The sequence below is a fragment of the Snuella lapsa genome (assembly GCF_039539345.1).
In the GTDB taxonomy this organism is placed as follows: Bacteria; Bacteroidota; Bacteroidia; order Flavobacteriales; family Flavobacteriaceae; genus Snuella; species Snuella lapsa.
In genome coordinates this window covers 12,783-30,617 of record NZ_BAABCY010000017.1, presented here as the reverse complement: position 1 = coordinate 30,617, position 17,835 = coordinate 12,783, and the positions used below count along the sequence as shown (strand labels likewise).

The following is a 17,835-nucleotide window of genomic DNA, read 5'->3' as shown; positions in this document are numbered from 1 at the left end:
ATGATTTGAGTTACTGATGTCGGTATTAATCTGGATAAAACGGAAATGTTAAAGTAAAAAGATATCTTTTATAATCTTATTGATTAGTCATATTAAATGGTTAGGTGTTAATACCTATCAAACAAACTAATACATATACTATTTTATTGCTAGCCACAAAATGGTACATATTTTGGTCTGCTGTAATAATACTAATGGCAAAGAATAAATACAGACTAATTATTTACACGGTAGTTTTCATGTTTCTATTTGTGACGTGCACTTATTGGGTGTCCCTGTATACATTATTGCTATTGGTGTTATATCTAACCATTACGAGGTTTTTAGAAAAAATAAGGAATAAGTTAATTAAGAAGACCTTAAAGGGCATATGGACATTTTTTTTTATCTTTCTTATAGTCATTGGCACCAAGCTCTTTATGGTTGATATTTACATAATCCCCAGTGCATCCATGAACAATACTTTATATACCAATGATGTTATTCTAGTCAACAAGTTAAAGTACGGGCCTAAGTTACCTCGTTCACCCTTTGAGATCCCATGGATTAATATTGCTTTTTACTTTAATGACAGAGCTAAACAAAGGATCAATGAAAAATGGTGGATCTATAAACGCCTATCAGGAACAATCAACATAAAGAACGGCGACGTTGTGGTGTTTACCATGTTTAAGGATGATATGGTCATTGTAAAGCGCTGTATGGGCATTGCTGGTGATACCTTAGCTATCAGACGAGGTGATGTGTATATAGGCGAGAATATTTTGAGTCCCTCAAATCAGATCTTAAACACCTATGAATTTAGTGTTAACAATAGAAGGGTATTTTATAATAAACTGGATTCCATTGACCTGAATATTGCTCTTAATAGGACGCGTTCTAACCATTTTAGAACAACCCTGTCCCTTCAGGAAAAAAGTGAATTGGAGCGATTGGGTGATGTCAAGGGTTTAAAAAAAGTGACAGATACATTAACCTCGAAAAGTGAAGTATATCCCAATTCGGAGTATAATTGTTGGAACCGAGATGAGTACGGACCTTTTGTAGTGCCTAAAAAAGGAATGACGATTAGTCTCACCCTTGAAAATTATGCCCTTTACCATAAGGCCATTAACGAGCATGAAAAAGTATCTATAAAAACTAAAGAGGATAAGTACACCGTAAATGGGACTGAAGTGACAACCTACACCTTTAAGCAGAACTATTATTTTATGATGGGGGATAACAGAAATGGTTCTATGGACTCCAGGGTTTGGGGTATTGTTCCGGAAGAGCGTATTATTGGCAAGGTGCAATGTGTACTGTGGTCCAACTATCAGGATACATTTCAATGGAATAGATTTTTTAAGAAAGTAGAGTAATATTCAACTGATAAAAATGAAAAATATTAATAAATGCAAGCGTCAATAGCAAATTAATTTAATAGAAAAGAAAACAAGAATTGTAACGATTTATTAGCTAATTTGGACTTAATTGAATAAAGGATTCCTGCCTACGTAGGAATGACAAAAATGAAACAAAAACTATCCTCATTTACCATATTAACTATTTTTATTTGCCTGTCCATCACCGGGGCTAGCCTTGTCCCCTTGTTGAGTGTCCAGTTGACCCCAACCCGCGCCAATAAATCTCTGAACGTGTCCTTTATTTGGCCCGATGCCTCGGCCAAGGTCATGGAACAGGAGGTTACCTCCAAACTAGAGGGCATGTTCAATACCGTTAAGGGGGTCAAGAATATTCGTTCGACCTCCCGAAAGGGAAGCGGTTCCATTTCCATGGACTTTAAAAAGCACGTTGATATGGACGCGATCCGTTTTGAAGTGGCCAATCTCATCCGTCAAAGCTACTCCGAACTGCCCGAGGGCGTCAGCTATCCGTCTTTATCAAAGAGCAGTACCAACGAGAATACCTCACCCATCATATCCTACAGTGTCAATGCCAGCGAAAGCCCTTATTACATTAAGAAATATACCGAAAGCCATATCCTTCCTAAACTGACCACTTTAAAAGGAGTTAATAAGGTGGATGTCTATGGGGCCGCTCCTTATGAGTGGGTCATCGAGTATGACAGTAAAAAGTTGCTCCAGTTACACCTGTCAGCGGGTGATATCCAAAACGCGGTGAGTACCTATTTAAGAGTACGCGAATTGGGTAATGCTCTGATCCAATTGGATAACAACAGTGCGGATCAGGAGATCGCCGTAGTGTTAAGCTATAAGCCAGAGGGCACTATCGATTGGGAGCATATCCCAGTAAAGAAACTCAACAATCGGATCATCTATTTAAACAACATTGCCAAAGTAAGTTACAGGGAAGGCAAGGTCAGTGCCTATTACCGGGTCAATGGCCTCAATACCGTTAATATGGTGGTCTATGCCGAAAAGGGGGTAAATACCATCGATCTGGCCAAGACCGTAAGGGCTACGGTCGATAATCTAAAAAAAGAGCTCCCGACGGGGTATACCCTAAAAATGACCCAGGACACGACGGAATTCATTGTAGAGGAACTTCAAAAGATACAAAAGCGCACCCTGTTTTCCTTTCTTATCTTGCTGGTCCTGATCGTCCTGATAAACCGGAGCCTTAAGTACTTGACCGTATTGTTTTTGAGTATTGTTACCAACCTGCTCATAGCCGTTATCTTTTATTATGCCCTGGATGTACAGCTGCAGCTCTATTCCTTTGCCGGAATTACCATTTCCTTTGGGATCATTATAGATAACAGCATCATCATGATAGACCATGTCCGTAACAAAGGGGATAAAAAAGCGTTTCTGGCCATATTGGCCGCCACATTGACCACCATTGGGGCGCTCATGGTCATTTTCCTGCTGGAAGAGAACCAGCGCCTGAACCTTTGGGACTTTGCTCTGGTCATAGCCATTAACATAGGCGTTTCCCTGTTCATTTCCCTGTATTATGTACCCGCCCTGTTGGAGAAGACGCACCTGGAGAAAAAGCGGGTTCGCTTTTCAAGAAAGCGCAAACGGCGTGTTGTCTGTTTTACAAGACGCTATGCCCATGCCATAGGTTGGATGCGAAAACCAAAATTTAAGTGGGTCTTTGTGCTGCTGTTTATACTCGGCTTTGGACTACCCGTCCATTTGTTGCCCAAAGAACTAAAAGGTGATGACATGTGGACAACACTGTACAATAATACCTTGGGGAGCGAATGGTACAATACCGAGCTTCGCCCTCATTTGGAAAAAGTTTTGGGTGGTTCCCTACGGTTGTTTACTGAAGAGGTATTTGAGAGCTCCTTTTACAGTGAGCCTGAACGTACCACGTTGCAGGTTACCGGAAGTATGCCCGATGGCTGTACCATAGAACAGCTTAACGCCGTGATCCTGAAAATGGAAAACTACATCGGACAATTTGAGGAGGTGTCCCTGTACGAAACACGAATCAACAGTCCTAAAAGCTCCAATATCACCATTTATTTTAAAGATGAATTTGAATTTGGAGGCTTTCCCTATACCCTCAAAAGTATGTTGGAATCCAAATCGATCAGTCTGGGCGGGCTGGACTGGACCGTTAGTGGTGTGGGACGAGGCTTTTCCAATGCCCTGAGAACGGGGTATAAAAGTAACCGTATTACTCTGGAAGGCTATAATTACGATGAGCTGTTTGGGTATGCCGAAATGTTAAAACAACAATTAGAGGTAAATTCCAACGGACGAGTCAAGGATGTGGAGATTACCAGTGGACACTGGGGAAGTAATGCCCTTAATGAATACGTTTTGGATTTCGATCGCGAACAATTGGCCATGGCCAATGTGTCCCAAAATCAACTTTATGGCTATCTTAAAAATCAGGTACACTCGGGAAACGTAGCCTCTATTGTACAAGATCATGAGCTGCAACAGGTACGATTGGTATCCGATACCTACCAGAAATTCAATGTTTGGGATTTAAAGCATGCGCCCATAACTATTGGAAACAAGCAATATAAGTTGGATCAGTTAGCCTCAATAGAAAAGCAGAAGTCTGGCAATACTATCCAAAAGAATAACCAGCAGTACCAATTGACGGTGGCCTACGATTTTTTGGGAACCTATCCCCTGGCTCAAAAAGTAAGGGAGCGCAACGTTGAGGAACTTCAAAAAAAACTTCCCATAGGCTACCGGGTTTTGGAACAGTCTCACAGAGGTTGGAACAAAAAGGATTCCAAGCAGTATTATTACCTGTTTGTGGTCATCTTTATTATTTTCTTTGTTTGTAGTATCCTCTTGGAATCGTTAAGGCAACCCTTTGCTATAATCAGTATGATTCCACTGTCGTTCATTGGGGTATTCCTGACCTTTTACCTGTTCGATTTTAATTTTGACCAAGGGGGCTATGCATCCTTTATCCTGTTATGTGGCATTAGTGTGAACTCGGCCTTGTTCATTATTAATGATTACAATAATTTAAGAAAGCAATACCCCAATAGAAATACACAACAATTGTATTTCAAAGCCTATAATTATAAGATCATTCCTGTCATTTTAACCATTGTCTCTACCGTGGTGGGGCTGGTTCCTTTTGTATGGCACGGGCAAAACGAGGCCTTTTGGTTTTCCTTTGCCGTGGGCGCTATTGGAGGGCTGGTGTTTTCATTAACCGGAATATATTTTTATTTACCCCTTTTTTCAATAAAAAAATAAATCACATTAAAACGCTTTATGAAAAGACATATCTTATACCTGTTCATTTTAATAATTTCTTCATGTAGCAAATATAGTCCCGAAGTTGAAAAAGCTCTCGATATGGCGGAAGCCAATAGAGGAGAATTAGTTAAGGTTTTGGAGTATTTTAAAAAGGAAAACAATAAAGAAAAAATTCAATCGGCCGAGTTCCTTGTTGCTAATCTGCCTTATAATTATTCGTATGACACATTGAATCTTCATAAATATGATATTATTTATCGAACTTATGATTCATTAAAGGCATTAAAGAAATTAGGCGAAGAGATAAATGTAAATGATTATATGAATAAATTTTGGGACAGTCTTAAAACAGATCAGGATCCATACAGAAATATTTATTACAGGCCTATAAAAGAAGATGTAAAATCAGTTACAGGTGATTTCCTTATTAAGAATATAAACCAAGCTTATGCATCGTGGAAAGATAATCCTTATAGTAGGGATAGTGTTCCTTTTAAAGATTTTTGCGAATATGTTTTGCCTTACCGCCAAATACAGGGTAAGTCCATTGAAGATTGGAGAAGTTTTTTTATACTAAACAGCAAAAACCATTTTTCGGACTCATATCCAATACCATTTACCAAAGCTTGCGACTCTTTTTTTCAACAGTACAAGGACTATCGATTTGATTATTGGTTAATGCAGGGCTTCCCAATTTTGAGGTATAAAGATTTTATGAAAATTAAGCAAGGTAAGTGTACCATAAAGAGTTGGTTTAATACCTATGCTGTTAATGCCGAAGGAATACCAATGGTTGCTGATTTTGTACCGGCCTGGGGGCATAGGGAAGATGACCACCAATGGAATGCACTACTTTATGGTGGAAAAACATTGTATTTTGAATCGTATTGGGAACAAAATCATAGCTGGTTTTATAACCCGAATATCAACAACAATTTGTTTGAAGACGATTGGAGTGGGAAGATAAGACTTCCAAAAGTGTATAGACACACGTTTTCTACCCATTTCGAGGGACCTATTTCTGATGATAGAGTCTCTTTAGAAAACATTCCTCAGTTATTTAGGAACGTGAAAAAGAAAGATGTCTCTAATGAATACTTTAAAGCCAAAGATGTTACGGTTAATATCACCAAAGAAATCCCTAAAGACACCTATTATGTATATTTGTGCGTATTGGGGGTTAATAAGAATTGGGTTCCTGTTCATTGGGGAAAGTTAGAAGGTAAAAAAGCAAGTTTTACTAAGATGGGAACTGATATTGTTTATCAAGTGGCTTTTTACAATAATGGAACTATTGTTCCGTGTGGTGTGCCATTCCACTTAACAGCGGATGGGGAAATTAATGAGTTTAGACCAGGAAAGGGAACTCGAAAAGTTGCAATTAAACGAAAGTATCCTGCAAAAAACGGATGGCTGAAAGGAGCTCATTTGTTGAAAGGAGCGTTGATTCAGGCTTCTAACAGAAAAGATTTTAAGGGATCGATAGCGCTTAGAGAAATAGATTTTTATCCGGAATTAAGGCCGTATGACCTGACAATAAAGAGTAAAAAGAGATATAGATATTATAGGATATTCTCTAAAGACAAGATAACCGTAAGGGAAATAGATTTGTTCGATGAAAACTCAAAAGAACAGGGTGTTCCGTTGGAAGGTGAACATATTTCTGTAGAAACTGATACGGTAACATGGAAAGGAATTGATTTGGGTAAACCCCGGTATGTTTCAACATTTCGATTTACACCTCGAAATAATCTAAATCATGTTTTAGAAGGAAATAAATATGAGCTTTTCTATATAGATGAAGGCAATTTTATTTCTTTAGGAATTAAGAAGGCGGATTCGTCGTACGAATTAAAATTTGATAACGTGCCAGAGAAAGCATTGTTGTATCTAAAATGTTTGGATGGAGGAAGACAGCAAAGAATATTTGAATATGAAGAAGGTAAACAAATATGGTATTAAGAAATTTATTATCTGAAATTTTATTTTAGTTTTAAGAGAAGTCTTATTAAAAGTGGCTTAAAAAAATAATTCTGTACATTCAATATAAAAAGATCAAATCATATCTTTAAAAGGATACTTATTGATTTATGTTTTGTTCCAACTCACATATTGAAAAATGGAATAAAAGTTTGTAAAATAAACACTTAAGAAACTAAGGTTTTAACTAATAATTCAGAGAAGGATCTTTTTATAAAAAATACTAAAATTTATCTTGTATAATAGAAATTGGGCTATTATATTTGCAGCTCCTTAATAAAGAGGTAAAACAAAGCAAAAGTTCTTATCAAATAAGTTACCTATTCGGTTACCAAGTATGGATTGGGATTTGAAACTTATTGATTTTACTATATAATTTGGTGTTGTAGGTCTTCCTGCCACCCCGACTTTATTAACTTTTATCAAGATTTTTGTCCTTGATGGGTCGCGTAGCTCAGCTGGATAGAGCATCTGCCTTCTAAGCAGACGGTCACAGGTTCGAATCCTGTCGCGATCACTACAGCACCTTTCAAAAAGTGTTAAAACCTTGCAAACTATATGATTTGCAAGGTTTTGTAGTTTTAAGGAGCTAATTTAATTTGATTTGATTTGAGATTATATGGTGCTAAATCGGTCAACAGTTTAAAAAAATGAAAAAGTGTTGACCGAATAAGGGGTTAAAATCCTTATATTTAGATAGTTGTATTTGGCTTTCGTCTTGGTAAATGTTTAACTAAAGACGATAATTATGAAAAATCGATCAACTTTTAGCCTTTTATTTTGGGCTAACACCTCACGTATTAAAAACGATCAAGTTCCCGTTTATGCAAGGATAACAGTTAATGGTAAACGAACAAATTTAAGCTTGCAAAGACGTATACCCATTTCTAGTTGGGATGCAAACAAGGGTAAGGCGAGAGGGACTAAACAACAAGCTAGACTTTTTAATAAGTATTTAGAGCAAGTAAGAGCAAAAATTTATGAGTCTTACGAAGACTTGCTGAGTGAAAATAAATTAATCACTGCTCAATTAATTAAATCTAGGTTTTTGGGACTAGATGAATCAGGCAAAACATTATTGGAATTATTTAAATATCACAATGAAGTTTCCAAGGAAAAATTAAATAGCCATACACTTCGTCATTATAAAGTAACTCAAGGGTATTTGGAAAAGTTCTTAAACGAGAAACTGAAAACTACTGATGTTAGTCTACAAAGTTTAAATTATTCATTTATTGTGGATTTCGAATGCTTTATCAAATCCTATCAGCCCAAGGATCATCAACGAAAAATGAGTCATAATACAGCAATGAAACATTTGCAGCGATTACGTAAAATGGTTACTATGGCGTATCATATGGAGTGGATAATTAAAGATCCATTTGTTAGGTTTAAAAGCTCATTTGAAAATAAACGAAGGGAGTTCTTGACAGATGCTGAGCTGGATTCATTAGAAAAATTTCATTCATCCATTGATAGACTTAACATTGTTAAGGATCTGTTTCTTTTTAGCTGTTATACGGGGATATCCTATATAGATATGCACGGTTTAACAGCTAACAACATTATATTAGGTATAGATGGAAATTATTGGATAAAGTCTAAGAGGAAAAAAACAAAATCCTTTTTGGAAATACCATTATTGAATCAGGCTAAAAATTTAATTAAAAAATATGAAGGACATCAAAGAACCATAGTTTCAAATACACTTTTCCCTTGTTTCTCAAATCAAAAGATTAACAGCTATTTAAAAGAAATAGCCGAGTTAAGTGGCATTAAAAAAAACTTAACCTTTCATATGGCTCGTCATACCTTTGCTACGACGGTTACCTTGAGCAATGGTGTCCCCATTGAGACAGTCTCTAAACTTTTGGGGCATACTAAAATAGCAACTACGCAAATTTATGCCAGGGTAATTAATAAAAAGGTGAGTGAGGATATGTTTAAATTGAGTGAAAAGCTACAAGCTAAATAGACTCTACTTTTGAATTAAAAAGCGTGAGTTTACAAAGTTATTATTCAAAAATAGAGGCATGATACCTAATTTTTAATCATAACCCATTTTTATTATTGTTAATAACTTGGAAAATATACAATTACTGGCATTTTTTTGACATTTTCATTAGTATCAATTGATATGAAAAGGATATAAGAAAGATGAAGTTATCGTTTTGGCTGTATAGTTTAATGTGTTTTGATTTAAAGTGTTGTTTGTCAAATATTTGTGAATAAATATTTTAGGTTTTTTCTTCTTTCAACAGCTCTGTTTTATACTTTTATTTCCACACTCCCATAAGGGAAAACAAAGGCCTTTGTTCATTTTATTAATCTAAAAACATTAAAAATGGACAATCTATTAATATTGGAACGGCTTGACCGTTTGGAAAAACTGCTCATTGGCCAAAAAGAGGTCTTGACCTTTGATGAAGCTAGTGATTATACGGGCATATCAAGGAGCTATTTGTATAAGTTAACATCTTCTGGTAAGATACCCCACTCGAAGCCCAATGGCAAAATGCTCTTTTTTGAAAAGAAGAGGCTTGTGGACTGGTTACTCCAAAACAATCGTAATCCACAACAAAATCTAGAATCAGGAACTTTGGTTCATACTGGAAACCAAGGGACACGGTAGGGTAATTCAATAAAAATATTTATCATGAAACAGATACCTTATGTACGTGTAGGCACGTCGTATTACAAGCGTGTCAAAGCTCCAACTATTGCTGGTCATTTTAATGAAATTCTGGTTCACTGGACTCTGGATACTATAAAACATGACCATGGGAAGAACTACTTGAGTAAAATACCAAAGTATGACGGTTTTACCTGCATACCAAGCCATTTAGAATACCAACAGGAATACTTCGGGTTTTATAATACCTACTCGCCATTATCCAGAACTCCAGTAGAAGGAGAAATTGAGACAACCTTTAGGTTTGTTAAGCATATTTTTGGAAACCACTTTGAATTGGGTCTGGATTACCTTCAGATACTGTATATGAGGCCTATTCAGGTTTTGCCCATTTTGTGTCTGGTCTCCAGAGAGCGCTCCACAGGAAAAAGTACCTTTTTGAAATGGCTTAAGGCTATTTTTGAAAATAACCTGACCTATCTGACGAATGACAGCTTTAGTAGCCAGTTCAACGCTGATTGGGCCAATAAATTACTGATATGTATTGATGAAGTACTGTTTAACAAAGAGGAACTTACCGAGCGCATAAAATACCTAAGCACTACTAATATTAATAAACTGGAGGCCAAGGGCAAGGATAAGCGGGAAGTAGAGTTTTTCGGAAAGTTTATTCTATGTAGTAACAATGAGGAAAACTTTATAAAAATTGATGCTAATGAAACCCGGTTTTGGGTGATTAAGGTGCCACATATAGTCCAGGAGGAAACGGATTTCCTAGAAAACCTAATCAAAGAGATCCCTGCCTTTTTACATTTTTTGGTAACTAGGGAATTAAGTTCCAGACATGTGACCCGGATGTGGTTTCAACCGCAACAAATCATGACCAAGGCACTGCTTAGATTGATACGTAACAATCGTAATCGAGCTGAGAAGGAGCTGGCCAGTATTTTATTAAGTGCTATGGAACACCTGGAAGTTGATGAAATTCATTTATGTCCGACAGATGCACTGAATCTACTCAATAAGACCAGAGTTAAAACGGATCTAACACAGCTTCGGAAAATGCTAAAAATGGACTGGGAACTTACCAATCAGACGAATTCAAATAAATATCAAAAACTGGTGATCTGGGGGGATGGTTCGATGAACCTGATAACTGGAAAGGGACGCTACTTTACCGTTAAAAAGGATTTTTTGACTAAAAATTTTGATGACGTGATGACAGAATAGAGAAACCCTTGTATTTATAAGGGCTAAGGCTGTCATCAAACTGTCATCACTTTGTCATCAAATAATAAAATGATGACAGAGATAGTAGAAATAAATTAAAGAATGATGCCGTGATGACAAAACGATGACAAGGGAAACCCTGTAGTGGTAAGGGATGAGAGGATGTTGTCATCAAATCATCAAAAAATTACCTAAAAGTATATTGGCTTATGAAATGAGCCATGACTATTCTAGATATGAATTGAAAATTCTTAATGGCGAATTACATTCCTGCACTGAGCTTGGTCGAAGTGTGACCGATAAAAAGCAATAAAATTTAAGCAGATGAAAAGAAAAATAAATTGTGAAACAGCCCGTAATTTTCCAGTGGAAAAGGCACTGGAAAAATTAGGGCACTTTCCCAATAGGGAAACGGAACAAGAAGCTTGGTTTCTGAGTCCTTTCAGGTCAGAAACACAAGCCTCTTTGAAAGTATCTAAAAGAAAGAACAGATGGTACGATCATGGTTTGGGCATTGGTGGCAATGTAATTGATCTGGTAATCCTTGTTTTAAACTGTCCTGTAAAAGAAGCCCTGGTGTTTTTAAATGATAAACCAACCTCTTTTTCTTTTCAGCAGCAACAAATACCATTTAGGGAGAATGTGTCAATTGTAGACGTGATAAAGATCCAGGAAATTACACACCCAGCATTGGTTCAGTACTTATGTTCAAGATCGGTACCGTTGTCAGTAGCGAAAGTTTACTGTAAGCAAGTTTGGTACAAATACCATGGCAACCTATTTTTTGCTATTGGATTGGAGAACATAAAAGGAGGGTGGGAACTTCGCAATAGGATTATCAAAAATTGCAGTAGTCCCAAATCCTATAGCCTTATTAAAAGAGACAGCAAGCAATTGGTTATTGTGGAAGGTATGTTCGATCTATTGTCACTGGCGGTATTAGAGGAGGAGCTAACCAATACTTCGGATATTATCGTGCTCAATTCACTTGCTTTTATAAGGGATGTGAAGGATTATGTTAATCGTTATGTTAATCATTATGTTAATTGTTATGATAGGATCTTGCTCTATCTGGATAATGATACAACAGGGGATAATGGCACCCAATATTTAAAAGAAAATTATCCCTTTGTAACTGACCAAAGGGAAACTTATAAGAACCATAAAGATTTAAACGAATACCTGTGCCATGTTGGAGGAAGCTGATTTTGAATATATACCCCCGGAAATTCAGGAACAGGATAAACGGACGCTTGAGATTCCTACCGATGTCATTAACGATTCGGATAGTATTGTATTGGATCTGGAAACAGGTGCAACGGAAGGGAAGGTCGTTTTGGGTAGGAATTCGAGATGTGTGTCTGTGGACACATTCTCGTCTGCTCCCGAAGGTCGCAGAGAAAAAAGAGTGTTTAAGGGGAAGGAAGAACTCGTTAAGTTTCGATGTTCCGTCTACGAAAAGAAACTATTAAAGGTAAAGGCAAAAAGCACGGGATTGACCCTTAGTGAATACATCAGGCGCTCTGTTTTTGAAAAAGAGATCACCGAACGGTTTAGTGAAGAGCATATCAATATCTATAAAATGCTTATTAAATACCATAACAACTTTAAGTCGATCGGTAATATGTTTAAAAAGCGAGACCCAAAACTCACGCAAAAAGTGCATGAACTGGCCAATGAGATTAAGAGACATCTAAACAATTTTCAAAAATGATAGGTAAGGGCAAGAGCATAGCACATACACGGGCATCGATGTCCTATGGTTGGAACCAGGAAAAGGATGCGGAGGTCATCCTAAAGGAACATTTACATGGTGAGACACCAAACGAAATCACCAAAGAATTTGAAATGTTCCAGGACCTGAACGATAACTGCAAAAAGAACACCCTATCCTTTGTTATCAGTCCAACCATTGAAGATGGCAAGCTACTGGAAAAGGAACGGCTGGAGGCTATTGCCAGGCAGTTTATCCAAGAAATGAAACTACAGGAGCGGCAGGCCATTGCCTTCGTACATCGGGACAGGGAGCATGCCCACATCCATCTGTATGTCAACCGTATTGATTTTAACGGGCAGGCCTATAACGATAGCTTTATTGGAAAACGGAGCCAACAAGCCGCCGAGCGTGTGGCAGAGCGCATGCATTTAACAACGGTAAGACAGGTGCAGTTTGAAAAGGAATTCAACCTTAGGGAGATAAGGGCAGAGATAAAGCGCAGGCATGACCTGGCCATGAGTCAACTCAAGCCCAGGGGTATGGATGATTATATAAAGGCTATGAAGGCCAATAGTGTGGACGTGATACCGGTCATCAATAAGCAGAACAAGCTCCAGGGGTTTCGGTTTGGGTTTGATGGCCATAACCTTAAAGGGAGTGAAGTACACCGTAACATGTCCGTTGGCAATATTGCCCAACAAATAGCCGGTAGGTCTACAGCTGAAATCCAGTTGAGCTCAAAAACAAAAACGGCAACAGTAAAGCTAATGGGCAAGGCCGTTGACCTGACACCCAGCGTTAGCCTGAAAATTGCCAGGTTCATACTTAAAAAAGCGATACAAAAAGGAATAGGTTATTAAAAACATCATATTATGACAAGAATAGAGGAGCTTTCGAAATTATTGGTTGAAGAACTTAACGACTTTGATAAGGGGATTGAAAGGCTAGAAAAGATCAATGAGGAACTTAAAACCACCAAGCTTAAAATGGATTTAATGGAATATAAATCCATTATTGAAGCACATCAAAATAAAATGAATGAACACCAAAATGCCATAGAGCAGTTTGAAGAACGGTTCAATAAAAAAATTAGGGAGGCCAAAATTTATCCTAATTGGGTGGTGGTAATCTTTATAATCTGCGTTATTATATCCGTAGTGTTGGTTGCTTATGTAATTATGAAATAAACGATTGTTGTAGTATTGGTTTATTCGGAATGTTTAATAATTGAATTTACATCATCCAAAAACTCTCCTTCATCAAACGGTAAAAGCTTTTGAGCCAACTCTAGGGTTTTACGGATATCCTTGCCATGATCCTTTATGTGGGGCGGACAATAGGAATCACCCTGCGTAGCTAAAATGCTAACATTCATTAAAGCTTCAATAGTTGTGAACAGGTCTAAATAACCATCAAATTCTAAGTAAGTGGCTTTAAATTTATCGTTTCGGATATCTGATGGCTGTAACGTATCGAATTGATGCTTTGCAGCTTTTATTAATCTTTTGAAGTCCTTCTTTTTGGGTTTCATGGCTTTAGGTTTTAGATTAATTTGTTTTAGTGTCCATTTCAGAAAACTTTTCGGTTATTTTATCCAGATAATGCATTTGGGCGTCTGGTAAGAGGTCTAATACCATCTCCAGTACCCGGCAGACGCTATCTTCCATTGATACGTTTTGATTACTTGGTGACAATAACATACCGTTTCCATCCAAAGCAAAGACGCAGACTTCCAAGAGGCTTGCTATTTGCAGAATTAGAGTTTCATTGCTTTTAACCAAAAAGCTTGCTTTATAATGAAGCTTCCCTTTGTAGATTTCTGGTTGAAGCATGCCGTGAAGGTTTTGGTGTAGTTGATGGATTTCCTTAAGTAGTTTTACTTGTTGTTTCTTGGTTTTCATAGTCTGTTTTATTTTGATTAACGGTTTCTGTTTCAGATAATACATTCTGTACTTTATCAAGGAACTCCATTTCTTCATAGGGTATGAGTTTTAAAGCGCATTGAAGTACTTGTTGAACCGCATAGTCCGCACCGGCTACAAATTCACTCTGATCCTCTATTGATTCCAAGGCCATGATACTGACTTTTAAGAAGTTTGCTAGCAAGAAAGAAGTGTCCAAATAACCTTTGGTTTCAATATGGATGTTGCGGGTTTCTTTACGGTGGGGATTGTGTTTTAGTAAATAGAAATGCTCGTTGGCGTAGCCCTTTATTTTAGCCAATGTGTCATTTGCAATAGTTTCGGATGCGATATCAGGTTTGGTGGCTGTGTCAAGGCTTTCTTTTTCGGTTTTATTGTGTTCTTCAGTAAATTTCCTGGCATCATTGAGTTTGTTTTTAAATAAGTAGGTTACGGTGTTATGAATGGTGTCTGCTTTTGCTTGAATTTTTAATAGTTGCTCTTTATTGATATGATAATTGTTTTCATAACGTGTGCTTATATAGGCGTTATCAAGAAGTCTTAAAAGGTGTTGCTCTTCCTCTATTTCAGTATTGAAGAGGTTGCCCAGTTCAGGAGCAAAGCCTCTAACATATGTTTGAAGCTCCTTAATACTATGACTTTTACGTTCTTTGCCCATGATAAAAAGCGCCGCATATCGAAACCATAATTCGATATATTGGTGCAACATAAAGCCGGCTTGGGAGTAATTTTCTTTTTCTATAAAGAAAGTAGCCCCGTCCATAAAAGCTGCCATTTTATTACACTCTTTTTGAAAGTTGGCTTCTATGATTATCAATGTTTTTTTATCTGCATAGTATTCTTGAAAAATGTCTAAGCCTGAATCCGAATTTTGGAATATCATGTTTTCCCGGGAACACCCATGAACGAAGAATAGATTACCATGGTTTAATTGTTCCTGAGCATAATCAAATGAAAATATTCTATAAAGATAGTCCGTTTCATGCTCAAATATTTTGGCAACCATTGAGGAGAGCTCTTGGGTAAGCGACGAACAATTTCCTTTCAAAATCACAATTAATACAAAACGATTATTTTCTGAGTTATCTATAATTGATTTAAATACATGTTTAACTTCAAGAAGTGTATTAAGTTTGGTTAAGATCCCTTGTTTATTATTAGTTATAGAGTTCATAATTTAAAATATTTTATTTCTTAATAATTCTTTAGATTATCTAAACAAAACTATATATAATCTATTGAAATTCAAAATATAATTTTAGGAATTCTACATTTTTATATATTCAAAGTATATTTATCTATAGAAAATCGAAATATTTATGACGACATTAGGCTTATATCTTACCAAAAAATCAGTTAATAGAGCAATGGTTTCGAGGCGTACAGGAATTAGTCAAGCAAGACTTTCTCAATTGAGTTCCAATGAATCTACGAAACTGCGAGCAGATGAGTTGTATTTTATAGCCTTGGCTATAGATGTAGACCCGGGTGACTTATTAAAAGAAGTTTGTAAAGACCTAAAATTGCCAGGAGCGAAATAATTAACTAAAATATATTACGGTTAGCCGTTATTTCTTTTAAATAAGTAATGGTTTATTTGTATTTATAGAAATACAATAAATTCTTACTTTTTTATTCTGTATTGAAAAACTTTAAAGTAATTTAGTGATCGGTTTTGTTGACTTTAGGTTACACCCAAATCGACTAACAATTAATAACCAAAAATTATAAATGGCCAAAAAGAAGCAGGAACAAGAAGAAGCACTAGAGAAAAAACTCTGGAAAACAGCCGACAAACTCCGTAAAAACATTGATGCAGCCGAATACAAACATGTGGTATTGGGCTTAATTTTTTTAAAATACATATCAGATGCCTTTGATGAATTGCATCAAAAACTGGTAGCTGGCGAAGGCGAATATGCCAGAGCAGATCCCGAAGATAAAGACGAGTACGGTGCAGAAAACGTATTCTTTGTACCGGAAAAGGCACGTTGGTCTTATGTGCAGTCACAAGCTAAATTACCTAACATAGGAAAGCTTATTGACGATGCTATGGACCTTATAGAAGCTGAAAACGCAACCCTTAAAGGCGTATTGCCTAAAACATACGGACGTACCAATTTAGATCCTCAAACTCTGGGGGGCTTAATCGATACCATTGGAACCATTTCATTAGGTGACGAAAAAGCAAAATCACAGGATGTACTGGGCCGTGTATACGAGTATTTCTTAGGTCAGTTTGCCTTAAATGAAGGTAAAAAGGGAGGGCAGTTCTACACCCCGGAAAGTATTGTAAAACTACTGGTCGAAATGCTGGAACCTTATAAAGGCCGCGTTTACGACCCCTGTTGTGGTTCGGGAGGTATGTTCGTGCAGTCCGAAAAATTTATCGAAAGCCATCAGGGGCGTTTAGACGATATTTCGGTATATGGGCAAGAAAGTAACCAGACCACATATCGTTTATGTCGTATGAATTTAGCCATTCGTGGTATCGACGGCTCAAACATCAAATGGAATACCGAAGGCTCCTTCTTAAATAATGCGCATAAAGATTTAAAAGCGGACTATATCATTGCTAATCCACCTTTTAATGTAAGCGACTGGAGTGGGGAGTTATTACGCGACGATGCACGTTGGCAGTACGGAACACCACCTACAGGAAATGCAAATTTTGGTTGGGTACAACACTTTTTATACCACTTAAAGCCAGATGGAGGTCATGCTGGTTTTGTACTGGCTAATGGTTCTTTAAGTTCTAATACGGGGGGAGAAGGCGATATACGCCAAAAACTGGTAGAAAACGATTTGGTAGAATGTATCGTTATGCTACCAAAAGCCTTATTCTTTAATACCGGTATTCCGGCGTGTTTATGGTTTTTACGTCGTGGTAAAAAGCAACGCAATGGCGAAGTCTTGTTTATCGATGCCTCAGAGTTAGGCTATATGATAGACCGTAAAAATAGAACCTTTGCTGAAGAAGATATTGCCAATGTAGCTGACACCTACCACAATTGGCTAAAACAAAATGATTATGACGATGTAAAAGGCTTCTGTAAGTCTGCCACGATTGAAGACATACAAAAACACAAGTTTGTATTAACGCCGGGGCGTTATGTAGGCATTCCAGATGAAGAAGACGATGGTATCCCATTCCAGGAAAAGATAGATAGGCTTACAGAAAAGCTAAGAACCCAGATGCAAACGGCTCAAGACCTGGACAAGGAAATTAAAACACAATTGGCTAAAATAGGAATTGAGTTATGAGTGAGTGGGATAGCGTTGAATTAAAAGAACTCACTACTAAAATTGGTAGCGGAGCAACACCAAGGGGTGGTCAGGAGGCTTATAAAAGCGAAGGAATCTCACTTATTAGAAGCCAAAATATATTAGACTTTTCTTTTTCATACAATGGTCTGGCTTTTATTGATGAAGATCAAGCTTATGCATTACGAAATGTAGAAGTACAGGAAAATGATATACTTATTAATATTACAGGTGATTCTGTTGCAAGAGTAGCCAAAGTACCGTCTGAAGTATTGCCTGCAAGAGTTAATCAACATGTTTCTATTTTGAGGTCAAATCAAAATAAACTCGATCAGGACTATCTCCTCTATTATCTCCTTAATCCAATAATTAAAAAGCATCTGTTGAGAATTGCATCAGACGGAGCAACACGAAATGCACTAACAAAATCGGATTTATAAG

The 17,835-nt window shown here is 37.0% G+C and carries 16 protein-coding genes and 1 tRNA gene; 14 read left to right on the top strand and 3 right to left on the bottom strand.

The annotated features are described in order from the left end of the window. The first annotated feature begins 194 nt into the window (after positions 1-194). From lepB to ABD792_RS03240, 11 genes are all read left to right on the top strand, one after another. Complete coding sequence (lepB, locus tag ABD792_RS03290) at positions 195-1,361, top strand: signal peptidase I (protein ID WP_345004359.1); 1,167 nt, start codon at positions 195-197, stop codon at positions 1,359-1,361. Between the two features lie 150 nt (positions 1,362-1,511). Then, positions 1,512-4,646: an efflux RND transporter permease subunit gene (locus ABD792_RS03285; protein ID WP_345004358.1), complete on the top strand. Its 3,135-nt coding sequence runs from the start codon at positions 1,512-1,514 to the stop codon at positions 4,644-4,646. Between the two features lie 18 nt (positions 4,647-4,664). Then, positions 4,665-6,611: a hypothetical protein gene (locus tag ABD792_RS03280; RefSeq protein ID WP_345004357.1), complete on the top strand. Its 1,947-nt coding sequence runs from the start codon at positions 4,665-4,667 to the stop codon at positions 6,609-6,611. A 461-nt stretch (positions 6,612-7,072) separates the two neighbouring features. Then, a tRNA-Arg gene (locus tag ABD792_RS03275) sits at positions 7,073-7,146 on the top strand. A gap of 231 nt (positions 7,147-7,377) precedes the next feature. Further along, a complete protein-coding gene (locus ABD792_RS03270) occupies positions 7,378-8,604 on the top strand; it encodes a site-specific integrase (RefSeq protein WP_345004355.1) in 1,227 nt (408 codons plus the stop codon). A 369-nt stretch (positions 8,605-8,973) separates the two neighbouring features. Then, positions 8,974-9,261, top strand: coding sequence for a helix-turn-helix domain-containing protein (locus tag ABD792_RS03265; RefSeq protein ID WP_345004353.1), 288 nt, complete (start codon positions 8,974-8,976; stop codon positions 9,259-9,261). A 24-nt stretch (positions 9,262-9,285) separates the two neighbouring features. Next, complete coding sequence (locus tag ABD792_RS03260; protein ID WP_345004351.1) at positions 9,286-10,491, top strand: primase-helicase family protein; 1,206 nt, start codon at positions 9,286-9,288, stop codon at positions 10,489-10,491. Positions 10,492-10,815: 324 nt separating this feature from the next. Then, positions 10,816-11,697 carry a toprim domain-containing protein gene (locus ABD792_RS03255; protein WP_345004349.1) on the top strand — a complete coding sequence of 294 codons (882 nt, stop codon included), beginning with the start codon at positions 10,816-10,818 and terminating at the stop codon, positions 11,695-11,697. Further along, on the top strand, positions 11,681-12,205 hold the full coding sequence (gene mbpA / locus ABD792_RS03250; RefSeq protein ID WP_345004347.1) for a mobilization protein MbpA: 525 nt from the start codon (positions 11,681-11,683) through the stop codon (positions 12,203-12,205). Before ABD792_RS03255 ends, mbpA begins: the two co-directional genes overlap by 17 nt. After that, complete coding sequence (locus ABD792_RS03245) at positions 12,202-13,068, top strand: relaxase/mobilization nuclease domain-containing protein (RefSeq protein ID WP_345004346.1); 867 nt, start codon at positions 12,202-12,204, stop codon at positions 13,066-13,068. The genes mbpA and ABD792_RS03245 overlap by 4 nt, the downstream gene beginning before the upstream one ends. Before the next feature lie 12 nt (positions 13,069-13,080). After that, on the top strand, positions 13,081-13,395 hold the full coding sequence (locus tag ABD792_RS03240; RefSeq protein WP_345004344.1) for a DUF6730 family protein: 315 nt from the start codon (positions 13,081-13,083) through the stop codon (positions 13,393-13,395). A gap of 20 nt (positions 13,396-13,415) precedes the next feature. Here the strand turns inward: ABD792_RS03240 and ABD792_RS03235 are convergent, their stop codons facing one another. From ABD792_RS03235 to ABD792_RS03225, 3 genes are read right to left on the bottom strand one after another with little or no spacing between them, the layout of a single operon-like run. Next, positions 13,416-13,739: a hypothetical protein gene (locus tag ABD792_RS03235; protein ID WP_345004343.1), complete on the bottom strand. Its 324-nt coding sequence runs from the start codon at positions 13,737-13,739 to the stop codon at positions 13,416-13,418. Between the two features lie 16 nt (positions 13,740-13,755). After that, a complete protein-coding gene (locus ABD792_RS03230) occupies positions 13,756-14,109 on the bottom strand; it encodes a hypothetical protein (protein WP_345004342.1) in 354 nt (117 codons plus the stop codon). Next, entirely contained in the window at positions 14,075-15,304 is a 1,230-nt protein-coding gene (locus tag ABD792_RS03225; protein ID WP_345004341.1) for a HEPN domain-containing protein, read from the bottom strand. The genes ABD792_RS03230 and ABD792_RS03225 overlap by 35 nt, the downstream gene beginning before the upstream one ends. Positions 15,305-15,449: 145 nt before the next feature. Here ABD792_RS03225 and ABD792_RS03220 point away from each other — a divergent pair, with 145 nt between their 5' ends. From ABD792_RS03220 to ABD792_RS03210, 3 genes are all read left to right on the top strand, one after another. Then, positions 15,450-15,671 (top strand): helix-turn-helix domain-containing protein, encoded by a 222-nt coding sequence (locus ABD792_RS03220; protein WP_345004340.1) that lies wholly within the window; start codon positions 15,450-15,452, stop codon positions 15,669-15,671. 190 nt (positions 15,672-15,861) lie between these two features. Then, positions 15,862-17,394, top strand: coding sequence for a class I SAM-dependent DNA methyltransferase (locus ABD792_RS03215; RefSeq protein WP_345004339.1), 1,533 nt, complete (start codon positions 15,862-15,864; stop codon positions 17,392-17,394). Continuing rightward, entirely contained in the window at positions 17,391-17,834 is a 444-nt protein-coding gene (locus tag ABD792_RS03210; RefSeq protein ID WP_345004337.1) for a restriction endonuclease subunit S, read from the top strand. The genes ABD792_RS03215 and ABD792_RS03210 overlap by 4 nt, the downstream gene beginning before the upstream one ends. Position 17,835 lies beyond the last annotated feature (1 nt).

Bases quoted from the DNA above. Each gene is read 5' to 3' on its own strand.
- ABD792_RS03265 (WP_345004353.1), top strand. From the start codon at position 8,974: ATGGACAATCTATTAATATTGGAACGGCTTGACCGTTTGGAAAAACTG.
- ABD792_RS03235 (WP_345004343.1), bottom strand. From the start codon at position 13,739: ATGAAACCCAAAAAGAAGGACTTCAAAAGATTAATAAAAGCTGCAAAG.
- ABD792_RS03260 (WP_345004351.1), top strand. From the start codon at position 9,286: ATGAAACAGATACCTTATGTACGTGTAGGCACGTCGTATTACAAGCGT.
- ABD792_RS03230 (WP_345004342.1), bottom strand. From the start codon at position 14,109: ATGAAAACCAAGAAACAACAAGTAAAACTACTTAAGGAAATCCATCAA.
- ABD792_RS03285 (WP_345004358.1), top strand. From the start codon at position 1,512: ATGAAACAAAAACTATCCTCATTTACCATATTAACTATTTTTATTTGC.
- mbpA (WP_345004347.1), top strand. From the start codon at position 11,681: ATGTTGGAGGAAGCTGATTTTGAATATATACCCCCGGAAATTCAGGAA.
- ABD792_RS03210 (WP_345004337.1), top strand. From the start codon at position 17,391: ATGAGTGAGTGGGATAGCGTTGAATTAAAAGAACTCACTACTAAAATT.
- lepB (WP_345004359.1), top strand. From the start codon at position 195: ATGGCAAAGAATAAATACAGACTAATTATTTACACGGTAGTTTTCATG.
- ABD792_RS03240 (WP_345004344.1), top strand. From the start codon at position 13,081: ATGACAAGAATAGAGGAGCTTTCGAAATTATTGGTTGAAGAACTTAAC.
- ABD792_RS03280 (WP_345004357.1), top strand. From the start codon at position 4,665: ATGAAAAGACATATCTTATACCTGTTCATTTTAATAATTTCTTCATGT.
- ABD792_RS03220 (WP_345004340.1), top strand. From the start codon at position 15,450: ATGACGACATTAGGCTTATATCTTACCAAAAAATCAGTTAATAGAGCA.
- ABD792_RS03225 (WP_345004341.1), bottom strand. From the start codon at position 15,304: ATGAACTCTATAACTAATAATAAACAAGGGATCTTAACCAAACTTAAT.
- ABD792_RS03255 (WP_345004349.1), top strand. From the start codon at position 10,816: ATGAAAAGAAAAATAAATTGTGAAACAGCCCGTAATTTTCCAGTGGAA.
- ABD792_RS03270 (WP_345004355.1), top strand. From the start codon at position 7,378: ATGAAAAATCGATCAACTTTTAGCCTTTTATTTTGGGCTAACACCTCA.
- ABD792_RS03245 (WP_345004346.1), top strand. From the start codon at position 12,202: ATGATAGGTAAGGGCAAGAGCATAGCACATACACGGGCATCGATGTCC.
- ABD792_RS03215 (WP_345004339.1), top strand. From the start codon at position 15,862: ATGGCCAAAAAGAAGCAGGAACAAGAAGAAGCACTAGAGAAAAAACTC.